Genomic DNA, 12,742 nt, shown 5'->3' with positions numbered 1-12,742 from the left:
TGCATTGCTTGTTATTGTTCTTGTACCAAACATATAGCAGGTGCCGTGCCAACTTTTGCGAAGCCCAATAAAACAAGGGGTTAGGTCGATATAACCGTTTTCTCGGGGCGAAAAAAAGCCGGGGTTTCGTTACCGATAACCCCGGCTTCTGTTACGTGAAAGGACTGAGGTAACAGTTTTTTCACATCATCAAGCGTTACCCGCCCACTCGACAGGTAACGTTCAGCTCTCGCTGGTGACCCCGGTCTTGCGTCGTGGAATGCCCAGGCGCTGACGGCGTTCCCACAGGCACTTGCGGCTGACGCCCAGTTTGCGCGCCAGTTCGGTCTCGGTCATGTGGTCCTGGTGCTCGAGGACGAAGTGCTGGAAGTAATCTTCCAGCGACAGGTCTTCGGTCGGCTCATGGCTGCTGTTGCTGGTGTTACCCGCCGTTTGCGCCGGCAAGCCGATGAACTCGTCGTCTTCCAGGTCGCTCAGCTCGATGTCGATGCCCAGCAGGTCGGCGGAGATTTCCGGGCTTTCGCTCAGGATCACCGCGCGCTCGACCGCGTTTTCCAGCTCACGCACGTTGCCCGGCCAGGAATAATGCCGGATGGCCTGTTCGGCATCGGCGGCAAATTTCAGGTCGGTACGGTTGATACGCGCACTCTGGCGGGCGAGGAACGCAGTGGCGATTTCGTTGACGTCGGCGCCACGTTCGCGCAACGCCGGCAATTTCAGGGCAATCACGTGCAGGCGGTAATAAAGGTCTTCACGGAACTGGCCGATTTTCGCCAGGCTCTTGAGGTCGCGGTGGGTCGCAGCGATCAAACGTACATCGACCTTTTGCGACTGCACCGAACCCACGCGGCGAATTTCGCCTTCCTGCAACACCCGCAGCAGGCGCGCCTGGGCTTCCAGCGGCAGTTCGCCGATCTCGTCGAGGAACAGCGTGCCGCCGTCCGCCGCTTCCACCAGACCGGCGCGACCGGCGCTGGCGCCAGTGAACGCGCCTTTTTCGTGGCCGAACAGTTCGGACTCGATCAGGCTTTCCGGGATGGCTGCGCAGTTCACCGAAATCATCGGCGCCTTGGCGCGCTTGGACAGGTTGTGCAGGGCGCGGGCGACCAGCTCTTTACCGGTGCCGGACTCGCCCTGGATCAGGACATTGGAATCCGTCGGCGCGACCTTGCGGATCTTGCTGTACAGATCCTGCATCGGCGGGCACGAGCCGATGATGCCGATCTCGCCGTTGCTGTTGTCGACAGACGATTTGCCGCTGCCATTGCTCGCTTTGCCGGCAACCACTTCGCCGACGGCAGGTGCCGACTGGTGATCACGCAGGATCCGCGCGACAGCCTGGAGCATTTCATCGTGATCGAAAGGCTTGGCGATGTAGTCCACCGCGCCCATCTTCATCGAGTCGACCGCCGAACGCAGGCTGGCGTAGCTGGTCATGATCAGCACAGGCTTGCCCTGGCCAAGCTTGATCAGCTCGGTACCGGGGGCGCCAGGCAGGCGCAGGTCGCTGACGATCAGATCGAATGTGGGAATACTGAAGCGTTCTTGTGCTTCCTGCACTGAACCGGCTTCGCTGACCTGGTACTGGTTGCGTTCCAGCAGGCGGCGCAAGGCGGAGCGGATAATGGTTTCGTCTTCGACGATCAAAATGTGCGGCATTGATTCGATACTCTCGACGGTCTCAGTTCACAGCGGACGTCGCTTCGACATGACGCGGTAAGGTCACCCGGATACGGGTGCCGCGCTGGCTTTGTACATCAGCCGGGCTGTCGATGGTGATTTGTCCATAATGCTCTTCAACGATGGAATAGACCAGTGCAAGGCCCAGACCGGTACCTTCACCCGGGTCCTTGGTGGTGAAGAAAGGTTCGAACAATCGGTCCATGATGTTCTGCGGAATACCACTGCCTTCGTCCTCGACGATCAGATCGACCGTGTGTTCGCCGGCTTCGCTCTTGACCCGCACCGCACTGCCCGCAGGCGAGGCGTCACGGGCATTGGAGAGCAGATTGATCAACACCTGGGCGAGCCGCTGCGGATCGCCTTCGACCCAGTGATCCGGATCGCACAGGTTGTAGAACTGCACTTCGAAATTGCGCCGGTTCAACGCCAGCAGGCCAATCGCGTCCTGCGCGACTTCGGCCAGGCAGACGGGCTCGTCGCTGTGCTGGTGGCTGCCGGCGTGGGCGAAGCTCATCAGCGACTGCACGATGCGTGACACGCGTTTGGTCTGTTCGAGGATCTGCCCGCTGATTTCCGTCAGTTCGCCGTCTTCTTCGCGCTCTTCGCGCAGGTTCTGCGCCAGACAGGCGATGCCGGTGATCGGGTTGCCGATTTCGTGGGCCACACCCGCCGCCAGTCGGCCGATGCTCGCCAAACGCTCGGAGTGCACCAGTTTGTCTTCGAGCATCTGGGTTTCGGTCAAGTCTTCCACCAGCAGCACCAGGCCGCTGTTGCCCGGTGCCAGCGGTTCGTCGATCGCTGCTTTGTGCAGGTTCAGCCAGCGGGTCTGGCCGTCGAGGGCCAGGTGCTGCTTGTGCAGGTGTTCGTCGGGCAGGTTGATGAAGCCTTGCAGTAATTGCTTCCACGGATTGGCAATGGTGCTCAGGCGCGAACCGACCACCCGTTGCGCGGCGATGCCAGTGAGTTCTTCCATGGCCTTGTTCCACATCAGGATCTCTTGATCCTTGGCCAGCGAGCAGACGCCCATCGGCAGCTCCTGCAGGGTCTGGCGGTGGTAGCGGCGCAGGGCGTCGAGTTCGGCGGCCAGCCCGGTGAGGCGCGAGTGGTAGTCCTCGAGGCGGCTTTCGATGAAGTGGATGTCTTCGGTGACGTAGTTCTCGCCGCCGGCCTTGTACGGCAGGAAGGTTTCGACCATGTCCTGCGCCACGCTCGGGCCCATCAGGCCGGAAAGGTTGGCTTCGATCCGGTCGCGCAGTCGGCGTAGCGCATAAGGGCGGCGTTCGTCGAACGGCAGATACAGATCGCGCAGGGCCTGCTCCACTTCTTTCTGTGCCGCCTTGGCGCCCAGAGGTTTGGCCAGTTGCGTGGCGAATTCCTGGGGCGAGGCGGCGTGCAACTCACGGCGTTGCGGACGACGCACGTTATCCACCGCGCAGGCCTCGGCGGCGCTGGCTTCTTCCGGGCTGGCGTTGGTGAACAGCGAGATCAGGGTGAACATCAGCACGTTGGCTGCCAGCGAGGCGATGGCCGCCATGTGCCAACTGGTGTCGTCCAGCACGTAAATCATGTTCAGCAGGGGAATGTAGAAGCCCTGCAGATTGCCGACCAGCGGTAACAGCATGGTCACCACCCACACCAGAATCCCCGCCAGCAGCCCGGCGATAAAGCCGCGACGGTTGGCGGTCGGCCAATACAGCACCGAAAGCACACCGGGCAGGAACTGCAGGGTCGCAACGAAAGCGACGATGCCGAGGTTGGCCAGGTCCTGCCCGGCGCCGAGCATCAGGTAGAAGCAGAAACCGGCCATGATGATCGCGACGATCAACGCCCGACGGGTCCACTTCAGCCAGCGATAGATATTGCCTTCGGCGGGTGGCTGATAGAGCGGCAGCACCAGGTGGTTCAGCGCCATGCCCGACAGCGCCAGGGTGGTGACGATGATCAGGCCACTGGCGGCGGACAATCCGCCGACGTAGGCCAGCAGGGCCAGCGGTTTGCTGTTGGCGGCAATGCCGATGCCGAGGGTGAAGTATTCCGGGTCGGTGGTGGCGCCGAGCTTCAGGCCGGCCCAGAGAATCAGCGGTACTGCCAGACTCATCAACAGCAGGAACAGCGGCAGCCCCCAACTGGCGCTGACCAGCGAGCGCGGGTTGAGGTTTTCGGTGAAGGTCATGTGATACATGTGCGGCATCACGATTGCCGAGGCAAAGAACACCAGCAACAGTGTGCGCCACGGGCCTTCCTGCAGGGGCGTGTGCAGGGCGGCGAGGGCGGTCTGGTTCTGCAGCAGCCACAGCTCAAGCTGTTGCGGGCCGTCGAACACGCCATACAGCGCATACAGGCCGACGCCGCCGAGGGCGATCAACTTGATCACCGACTCGAAGGCAATCGCGAACACCAGCCCTTCGTGTTTCTCGCGGGTGGCGATATGCCGGGAGCCGAAGAAAATCGTGAACAGAATGATCAGCGCGCAGAACGCCAGTGCGACGCGGCTCTGGATCGGTTCGCCAGTAAGGATGCCGATGGAGTCGGCCACCGCCTGAATCTGCAACGCCAGCAGCGGCAGTACGCCGATCAGCATGAAGATCGTGGTCAGCGCGCCGGCCCAGGTGCTGCGAAAGCGGAAGGCGAACAAGTCCGCCAGCGACGACAGTTGATAGGTGCGGGTGATTTTCAGGATCGGGTACAGCAGCACCGGCGCCAGCAGAAACGCGCCGGACACCCCTAGATAACTGGAGAGAAAGCCGTAGCCGTACTGATAGGCCAGGCCCACCGTGCCGTAGAACGCCCAGGCACTGGCATAGACCCCCAGCGATAGGGTGTAGGTCAGCGGGTGGCGAATGATCGCCCGCGGGATCATGCCCCGTTCACTGATCCAGGCAACACCGAACAGCACCGCCAGGTACGCGGCGCTGATCAGGATCATCTGGGTCAGGCTAAAGCTCATCGGCATCTTTTTGGCTCTGCAGGATGAAGGTCACGACAATCAGGATCAACCAGAGCAGATACGGCCGATACCAGGCGCCCGTGGCGTCGATCCACCAATCCATGATGGCTGGAGAAAACAGATAGATTCCCACGACCAGAAGCAGGACCAAGCGATAGATGTACATCCCGGCCTCTCTTTTTTATGCGCGTGCCCGAAAACGTGCGGCGATGGTAACGGATGGGCGCGCCACTGCAAGTGTCGTCATTGCAGTTGCGCTTCGGGCAGGGTCAGTGTGCGCGGGATCCGGGTCGCATCCCAGTGGCTGGCGCCCCATTTCAGCAGTTCTTGCGCGGTGGCATGCGCCAGCTCGGCACCGGGGTTTTGTCCCAGTGCACGCAGGGCCCGCAGCAGCAGTGGGGTGGCCTGATCGGCTTCCAGTGGCGGCGAACGGTAGGATTTACCGAGCTTGTTGCCGTCCGGTTGCGTGATCAACGGCAGGTGCAGGTAGCGTGGCTGACGAAAGCCCAGCAGTTCTTGCAGATAGAGTTGGCGCGGGGTGGAATCAAGCAGATCGGCCCCGCGCACGATGTCGGTGATGCCTTGCCAGGCGTCATCCAGCACCACCGCCAGTTGATAGGCGTACAGGCCATCGCGGCGGCGAATCACGAAATCGCCGACATCACGCCCCAGATGCTGGCGAAACTCGCCCTGCACCCGGTCGATGAAGTGATACTCCAGCTCCGGCACACGCAGGCGAATCGCCGCGTCTTTCTGATCATGCCCGGCATTGCGGCACAGCCCCGGATAAATACCGTGATACGGTTCCAGCTGTTTGCGCGAACAAGTGCAGGCGTAGGCCAGACCATGATTGAACAGGCTGTCGAGAACGTCGGCGTAGGCGGCGTGCCGGTCACTCTGGCGCACCATCTCGCCGTCCCACTCGAAACCGTAGCTTTCCAGCGCCTTGAGGATCGCCGCCTGTGCGCCTGGCTCTTCCCGGGGTGGATCGAGATCTTCCATGCGCACCAGCCAGCGCCCGCCGACCGCGCGCGCGTCGAGGTAAGAGGCGAGGGCAGCGACCAGCGAACCGAAGTGCAGGTGGCCACTGGGAGTAGGGGCGAAGCGGCCGATGTAGGCGGGGGCGGTTTTGGCAGTCATGGAAACGAAACTACTTTCAGGGCATACGCAGGTCAACTTGTAGGAGTGAGCCTGCTCGCGATAGCGGTGGGTCAGTCAATATTGATGTTGAATGACACACCGCTTTCGCGAGCAGACTTGCTCCCACAAAGGCAAGGGGCAAAAGGCAGAAACAAAAACGGAGCGTTCGCACGCTCCGTTTTTCGTTCAGGTCGAGATTACTTGCCGACCTGTTTTTCCTTGATTTCCGCCAGGGTTTTGCAATCGATGCACAGATCCGCGGTAGGGCGGGCTTCGAGGCGCTTGACGCCGATCTCGATGCCGCAGGACTCGCACCAGCCGTACTCTTCGTCTTCGATCAGTTGCAGGGTCTTGTCGATTTTCTTGATCAGCTTGCGCTCGCGGTCGCGGGCGCGCAGTTCGAGGGCGAACTCTTCTTCCTGGCTGGCACGGTCGGCCGGGTCAGGGAAGTTGGCCGCTTCGTCTTTCATGTGATCAACCGTACGGTCGACTTCCTGCATCAAGTCCAGTTTCCACTTGTTCAGGATCTTGGTGAAGTGCGCGCGCATCGGGGCGCCCATGTACTCTTCACCTTTCGCCGGAACATAAGGTTCGAAACCGCTGATCGTCTGATTCTGCTGTTGCTTTACTTGGGTGGGCATGAAATGGACCGCCTCTACTCTTGTAATCCATTGCGCAGGATTGCTCCATCACCGACACCTGCCGGCCCTGCGGCTGCAAGCGGGCGAACTTACCAGATCAATTCGGCCTGCGCTACTCCCGGATGTCGAGGCCCCGGCGGGTGGCGCTTGCAGAAGTCTGGCAAGTCATGTCATCCAGTGATGAAGACCTGATCAATCTCTGATTTTAGTCAATCCTGGAACGTACGCTCATATCGTTACAGTCCAGCGTTCTTGAGGCTGTGACCGCGACGGGTTCTCGCTCGTTCCGGCAGATGGGTAGAATCGTCTCTTTTTCCCCGTTGAAGGAAAACCAATGGCTCAGTCCTACAGTGCGCGCAGTCGTGCGATCGAACCGTTCCATGTGATGGCGCTGCTGGCGCGGGCCAACGAATTGCAGGCCGAAGGGCACGACGTGATCCACCTGGAAATCGGCGAGCCGGACTTCACCACGGCCGAGCCGATCATCCGTGCCGGGCAAGCGGCGCTGACAGCGGGCAAGACCCGCTACACCGCAGCGCGAGGCATTCCCGAGTTGCGCGAAGCGATCGCCGGTTTCTATCAAACACGTTACGGCCTGAACATTGATCCGCGACGGATCCTGATCACTCCCGGTGGCTCCGGCGCCCTGTTGCTGGCCAGCGCCTTGCTGGTGGACCCCGGCAAACACTGGCTGCTGGCCGATCCCGGTTACCCGTGCAACCGGCATTTCCTGCGTCTGGTCGAAGGCGCGGCGCAGCTGGTTCCGGTCGGGCCGGACGTGCGTTATCAACTGACCCCGGATCTGGTGGCGCGGCATTGGGACCACGACAGCGTCGGAGCCTTGGTGGCCTCGCCGGCCAATCCGACCGGGACGATCCTGACCCGTGATGAGCTGGCCGGGTTATCCACAGCCATCAAGGCGCGGCAGGGGCATCTGGTGGTGGACGAGATTTATCACGGCTTGACCTACGGCACCGACGCGGCGAGCGTGCTGGAAGTCGATGACAGCGCGTTTGTTCTCAACAGTTTCTCCAAATATTTCGGCATGACCGGTTGGCGCCTCGGCTGGCTGGTAGCGCCTGACGCTGCCGTCGGCGAACTGGAAAAACTCGCGCAGAACCTCTACATCAGCGCCCCGAGCATGGCGCAGCACGCCGCTTTGGCTTGTTTCGAGTCAGACACCATCGCCATCCTCGAAGAGCGCCGCGCTGAATTCGGCCGTCGTCGCGACTTTCTCCTGCCGGCGTTGCGCGAGTTGGGTTTCAACATCGCTGTCGAGCCGGAAGGGGCTTTCTACTTGTACGCGGATATCAGCCAGTTCGGCGGTGATGCCTTCGCGTTCTGCCGACATTTCCTCGAAACCGAGCACGTTGCCTTTACCCCGGGGCTGGATTTCGGGCGTTATCAGGCCGGTCACCATGTGCGTTTTGCCTACACGCAAAACCTCCCTCGCTTACAGGAAGCGGTGGAACGGATCGCCCGTGGCTTGAAGAGCTGGCAAGGCTGATGCGCTTTTATCCGGCCCTGGAAGAGGCGCGGCTGATTCGCCGCTACAAACGTTTTCTCGCTGATGTTGAAACGCTCAACGGCGAACTGATGACTCTGCATTGCCCGAATACTGGCTCGATGCTCAATTGCCAGGTCGAGGGCGGGCAGGTGTGGTTCAGCCGCTCCAACGACCCCAAGCGCAAGCTGCCCGGGACCTGGGAGATCGGTGAAACCCCGCAGGGCCGGTTGTTCTGTGTGAACACCGGGCGCGCCAATGCTCTGGTCGAAGAAGCGTTGCAGGCTGGGGTTATCAGCGAGTTGAACGGCTTCACGGCGCTTAAACGAGAAGTGGCGTACGGCCAGGAAAAGAGTCGCATCGACTTTCGCCTCGAATACCCGAGTGGCCCCGCCTATGTGGAAGTGAAAAGCGTCACCCTGGGGTTCGACGGGACGAATGTCGCGGCGTTTCCCGACGCAGTCACGCAGCGTGGCGCCAAGCATCTGCGGGAGCTGGCGCATCTGGCCCGTGACGGCATTCGTGCGGTGCAGTTGTATTGCGTCAATCTCAGCGGGATCGACGCGGTGCGTCCGGCGGAGGAAATCGATTCGGCCTACGCGGATGCGCTGCGCGAGGCAGTGATGTGCGGGGTCGAGGTGTTGGCCTATGGCGTACGGTTAAACCATGAAGAAATGGTAATCGACCGGCGACTGGATGTTTTGCTCAACGGTTAAATATCTATCCACAGCCCTTGGGTATCTTCGCGGCAAGGGATGGCGGTCAGGGACTGCCCGGCGCAGGGGCCGGCGACGCATTCGCCGTTCTCGATCAGAAACAGTGCGCCGTGGGTGGCGCACTGGATCAGGCTGTTGCTGGAGTCGAGAAACTGGTCGGGCTGCCACTCCAGTCCGACGCCGCGGTGCGGGCAACGGTTGAGGTATACATAAGCCTTGCCGTCGCGGCGCACGGCAAACAGTTTGTTTCCGTTGATGTCGAACCCACGGCTGCCGGCCTCGGCCAGATCGGCCCCCGCGCACAAAAACTTCATGGCTATCCTCAAGTGTCGGCTCGTTTTAGGAAATGTCGGAGCTTGACGTTTAAATGCAAACAATTATCAAATGGCCGCCTTCACCCACGACGCGCAACCATCGCCAAGGATACTTGGCCTGCTGTTCCGCTGCCCGGGAAAACTGTTCAAGGAAAGCTGCGTATGCGCCTGAGTACCCACGTTGTTGTGCTGTGTGTCGGACTGGTCGCCAGCCTGCAGGCACTAGCGGCCGATTTGCCACAACGTTGGGTCAGTGCCGGTGGCGCGCTGTCGGAGTGGGTGAGTGCGCTGGGCGGCCAATCGAAACTGGTCGGCGTCGACACCACCAGCCAGCATCCTGAGGCGCTGAAGACACTGCCGAGCATCGGCTATCAGCGCAGCCTGTCGGCAGAAGGCATTCTCAGCCTGCGCCCGGACATTCTCATCGGCACCGAAGAAATGGGGCCGCCGCCGGTCATTGCCCAAGTGAAGAGCGCCAAGGTGCGGGTTGAACTGTTCTCGGCGCAGCCGGATCTGCCGACGCTGGAGGAAAACGTCACGCATCTGGGGCAGTTGCTGGGCGCGCAATCGCAGGCGACTCAGTTGCTGGAGAGTTATCGACAGCAACTCGCGGTGCAGAAATCCCGGGTCGCCAAGTTGCAGACTGAGCATAAAGCCCCCGGCGTGCTGGTGCTGATCGGGCATGCCGGCGGCAAACCGTTGATCGCCGGTAAAGACACTGCTGCCGACTGGCTATTGCAACAGGCGGGCGGGCATAACCTGGCGACGCATACCGGTTACAAACCGTTCTCTGTGGAATCGCTGGCCGGTCTCGATCCGCAGGTGCTGGTGTTCGCCGATCGCGCGCTGAGCGGTGCGGCCGCGAAAGCGGCGCTGTTCAAGGAAAACCCGATTCTCCAATCAAGTCGCGCGGCCAAGGCCGGACGGGTGCTGGAGCTGGATCCGACGCTGCTGGTCGGTGGGCTCGGGCCACGTTTGCCGGCGGCGTTGCAGCGTCTGTCTGACGGTTTCTACCCGACCAAGGGCCACCCATGACCCCATTGGTCAAACCCCGCAGCCTGTTCATCGGCCTGACACTGTTGTGTCTGCTGGCCATCTGGCTGTCATTGGCGCTGGGTCCGGTCAGTCTGCCGCTGTTGGATACCCTGCGTGCTGCGTTACGCATGCTCGGCGTGCCGCTGGCGCCGGACGGTCTGGAGCAGGCTGAACTGATCCTCGGGCAAATTCGCTTGCCACGCACCTTGCTCGGGTTAGCGGTGGGTGGTGTGCTGGCGCTGTCCGGTGTGGCGATGCAGGGCTTGTTTCGCAATCCATTGGCCGATCCCGGGTTGGTCGGGGTGTCCAGTGGCGCGGCGCTGGGCGCAGCAGTGGCGATTGTCGGTGGTACGTTTTTTGGAGGTTTGCCGGAGTGGTTCGGGCCGTATCTGTTATCGGCGTGTGCGTTTCTCGGTGGGCTCGGGGTGACCGCGCTGGTCTATCGGCTCGGGCGGCGCAACGGTCAGACCAACGTCGCGACCATGCTGCTGGCGGGGATCGCCCTGACGGCGCTGGCAAGCTCGGCGGTGGGACTGTTCACTTATCTGGCAGATGACGCGACCCTGCGCACGCTGACGTTCTGGAACCTGGGCAGCCTCAATGGCGCCAGTTATGCGCGGCTCTGGCCTTTGCTGATCATCAGCACCGGTGTGGCATTGTGGTTGCCGCGTCGCGCCAAAGCCCTGAATGCCTTGTTGCTCGGGGAGTCCGAGGCGGGGCACCTGGGGATCGATGTCGAGCGGCTCAAGCGCGAATTGGTGTTTTGCACCGCGCTGGGGGTTGGTGCGGCCGTCGCGGCTGCGGGGATGATTGGTTTCGTCGGGCTGGTGGTGCCGCATCTGGTGCGTTTATTGGCTGGACCGGATCATCGGGTGCTGTTGCCGGCGTCGCTGTTGGCCGGGGCCAGCCTGCTGTTGCTGGCGGATCTGGTGGCGCGGCTGGCGCTGGCGCCGGCGGAGTTGCCGATCGGTATTGTCACTGCGTTTATCGGTGCGCCGTTCTTCCTTTATCTGCTGTTGCGAGGGCGTGCCTGATGCTGTGTGCGCACAACCTGCATATCCGTCGTGGGCGCAAGACGGTGCTCAGCGAGGTCAGCCTGCAACTTGAACCGGGTGAGGTGCTGGGTGTGCTCGGGCCGAACGGTGCCGGTAAAAGCACGCTGCTCGGCGCCCTGTGCGGCGAACTGACGGCCAGTGAAGGCGAGGTTTCGCTTGAGGGCCAGGCCTTGAGTCACTGGACGGGCACCCAGCGCGCGCAGCGTCTGGCGGTGCTGCCGCAGGTGTCGACGCTGGACTTTGCCTTTCGCGTCGAGGAGGTGGTTGGCATGGGCCGCCTGCCTTATCAGAGCGGTCGGGTGCGCGATGACGAGATTGTCGCGGCAGCACTGGAGGCGGCGGATGCCGGGCATCTGAGCGGTCGCAGTTATCTGGCATTGTCGGGCGGCGAGCGTCAGCGCGTGCATCTGGCGCGGGTGTTGGCGCAACTGTGGCCGGGGCAGGCCGGGCAAAGCTTGTTGCTGGACGAGCCGACTTCGATGCTCGATCCGCTGCATCAGCATACGACGCTGCAGGCGGTACGCGAATTTGCCGATCGTGGCGCGGCAGTGCTGGTCATTCTGCATGATCTGAATCTGGCGGCGCGCTATTGTGATCGTGTGTTGTTGCTCGAAGGCGGGCGCCCGGTGGCGTTGGATACGCCGCAGCAGGTATTGCGACCGGATACGCTCAAAGCCGTTTTCGGTCTCGAGGTATTGGTGCAGCCGCACCCGGAACGTGGGCATCCGCTGATCATCGCCCGCTGATTTTTCATCGAGGTGATGGCATGCGCGGGATGTGGCTATTGATCGTGTTGCTGCTGGCGGGGTGTCAGCATGTTGCCGCGCCGCCCCCGCCGATCAGCGGCGAGATTCGCGATCTGCACAGCGGCGAGTTACTGACAGCAGAGGAACTGCTGACGCGTTTGGCCAAGCCGCAACAGCTGATCATCGGTGAACAACATGACAACGCTGATCACCACACTGTGCAGTTGTGGCTGTTGCAGACGCTCGGTGAGCAGCGGCCCCAAGGCAGTTTGCTGCTGGAAATGCTCACGCCTGATCAACAGCCGAAAGTTGATCAAGTTCGTCACGCGGTCACGCCGCCCACTGATCTTCCCGGCGCATTGGCCTGGGAGGACGGTTGGGATTGGAATCTCTATGGGCCGATCGTTCGGTTCGCCCTCACGCAACCCTATCCGTTGTTGGCGGCCAATCTGGATAACCGCGAAATCCGCGCCTTCTATCGTCAGCCGCCAGACCTGAGCGGTGCTCTCAGCAATGCGGCTTCGGTGAAGACCACGCTGCTTGAGCAGATCAGCGAATCACACTGCGGCTTGCTGCCAAAATCACAAATGCCGGCGATGCTTGCCGTCCAGCAGCAGCGCGATCGACGCATGGCCGAACGCTTGCTCGCGGCGCCCACGCCAGCCGTACTGTTGGCAGGGGCCTGGCATGCGCGCAAGGATGTTGGCGTGCCGCTGCATGTTGTGGATCTGGGCGCAGCCCGGGCGCCGACGGTGCTGCTCTTGGCCGAGCAGGGGGCTGAGGTCAGCGCCGCGATGGCCGATTACGTCTGGTACACCCCCGCGACACCCAAGCAGGATTACTGCGCTCAGATGCGCAAACAGTTCGGCCAATGACTTTTCCACAGGCAAAAAAAGACCCGGTAAAAACCGGGTCAAATAACCGTGATTAGCCTGATGAGGAGATAATCTGAGAGTCCGAA

At 61.7% G+C, this 12,742-nt stretch carries 12 protein-coding genes; 6 read left to right on the top strand and 6 right to left on the bottom strand.

The window, feature by feature from the left end; all coding sequences use genetic code 11:
* Window positions 1–222: 222 nt before the first annotated feature.
* The 5 genes from NN484_RS11935 to dksA form a co-directional block, all read right to left on the bottom strand.
* A complete protein-coding gene (locus NN484_RS11935) occupies window positions 223–1,659 on the bottom strand; it encodes a sigma-54-dependent transcriptional regulator (RefSeq protein ID WP_274659167.1) in 1,437 nt (478 codons plus the stop codon).
* Between the two features lie 22 nt (window positions 1,660–1,681).
* Complete coding sequence (locus tag NN484_RS11930) at window positions 1,682–4,636, bottom strand: sensor histidine kinase (protein ID WP_007963899.1); 2,955 nt, start codon at window positions 4,634–4,636, stop codon at window positions 1,682–1,684.
* A complete protein-coding gene (locus tag NN484_RS11925) occupies window positions 4,620–4,796 on the bottom strand; it encodes a hypothetical protein (protein ID WP_003176118.1) in 177 nt (58 codons plus the stop codon). The genes NN484_RS11930 and NN484_RS11925 overlap by 17 nt, the downstream gene beginning before the upstream one ends.
* Window positions 4,797–4,873: 77 nt before the next feature.
* Entirely contained in the window at window positions 4,874–5,770 is an 897-nt protein-coding gene (gluQRS, locus tag NN484_RS11920) for a tRNA glutamyl-Q(34) synthetase GluQRS (RefSeq protein ID WP_127651981.1), read from the bottom strand.
* 197 nt (window positions 5,771–5,967) lie between these two features.
* Window positions 5,968–6,411 (bottom strand): RNA polymerase-binding protein DksA, encoded by a 444-nt coding sequence (dksA, locus tag NN484_RS11915; protein ID WP_127651982.1) that lies wholly within the window; start codon window positions 6,409–6,411, stop codon window positions 5,968–5,970.
* A 334-nt stretch (window positions 6,412–6,745) separates the two neighbouring features.
* Between dksA and NN484_RS11910 the strand changes: the two genes are divergently transcribed.
* Both NN484_RS11910 and sfsA read left to right on the top strand, forming a co-directional pair.
* Window positions 6,746–7,918 (top strand): pyridoxal phosphate-dependent aminotransferase, encoded by a 1,173-nt coding sequence (locus NN484_RS11910; protein WP_274659166.1) that lies wholly within the window; start codon window positions 6,746–6,748, stop codon window positions 7,916–7,918.
* On the top strand, window positions 7,918–8,631 hold the full coding sequence (gene sfsA / locus NN484_RS11905; RefSeq protein WP_127651984.1) for a DNA/RNA nuclease SfsA: 714 nt from the start codon (window positions 7,918–7,920) through the stop codon (window positions 8,629–8,631). The genes NN484_RS11910 and sfsA overlap by 1 nt, the downstream gene beginning before the upstream one ends.
* Here the strand turns inward: sfsA and NN484_RS11900 are convergent.
* Entirely contained in the window at window positions 8,628–8,945 is a 318-nt protein-coding gene (locus NN484_RS11900; RefSeq protein ID WP_274659165.1) for a Rieske (2Fe-2S) protein, read from the bottom strand. The two genes, sfsA and NN484_RS11900, sit on opposite strands and share 4 nt — an antisense overlap.
* A 162-nt stretch (window positions 8,946–9,107) precedes the next feature.
* Between NN484_RS11900 and NN484_RS11895 the strand changes: the two genes are divergently transcribed.
* Genes NN484_RS11895 through NN484_RS11880 form a run of 4 tightly spaced genes read left to right on the top strand, consistent with a single transcriptional unit; the run spans window position 9,108 to window position 12,656 of the window.
* Complete coding sequence (locus NN484_RS11895) at window positions 9,108–9,980, top strand: heme/hemin ABC transporter substrate-binding protein (RefSeq protein ID WP_274659164.1); 873 nt, start codon at window positions 9,108–9,110, stop codon at window positions 9,978–9,980.
* A 50-nt stretch (window positions 9,981–10,030) separates the two neighbouring features.
* Window positions 10,031–11,014: a FecCD family ABC transporter permease gene (locus NN484_RS11890; protein WP_164747911.1), complete on the top strand. Its 984-nt coding sequence runs from the start codon at window positions 10,031–10,033 to the stop codon at window positions 11,012–11,014.
* Window positions 11,014–11,781 carry a heme ABC transporter ATP-binding protein gene (locus NN484_RS11885; RefSeq protein ID WP_215502126.1) on the top strand — a complete coding sequence of 256 codons (768 nt, stop codon included), beginning with the start codon at window positions 11,014–11,016 and terminating at the stop codon, window positions 11,779–11,781. Before NN484_RS11890 ends, NN484_RS11885 begins: the two co-directional genes overlap by 1 nt.
* 20 nt (window positions 11,782–11,801) lie before the next feature.
* Complete coding sequence (locus tag NN484_RS11880) at window positions 11,802–12,656, top strand: ChaN family lipoprotein (protein ID WP_274659163.1); 855 nt, start codon at window positions 11,802–11,804, stop codon at window positions 12,654–12,656.
* The last annotated feature ends 86 nt before the right edge of the window (window positions 12,657–12,742 follow it).

Source organism: Pseudomonas serboccidentalis (genome assembly GCF_028830055.1).
Taxonomy (GTDB): domain Bacteria; phylum Pseudomonadota; class Gammaproteobacteria; order Pseudomonadales; family Pseudomonadaceae; genus Aquipseudomonas; species Aquipseudomonas serboccidentalis.
This window is presented reverse-complemented; position numbering and strand designations above follow the sequence as displayed.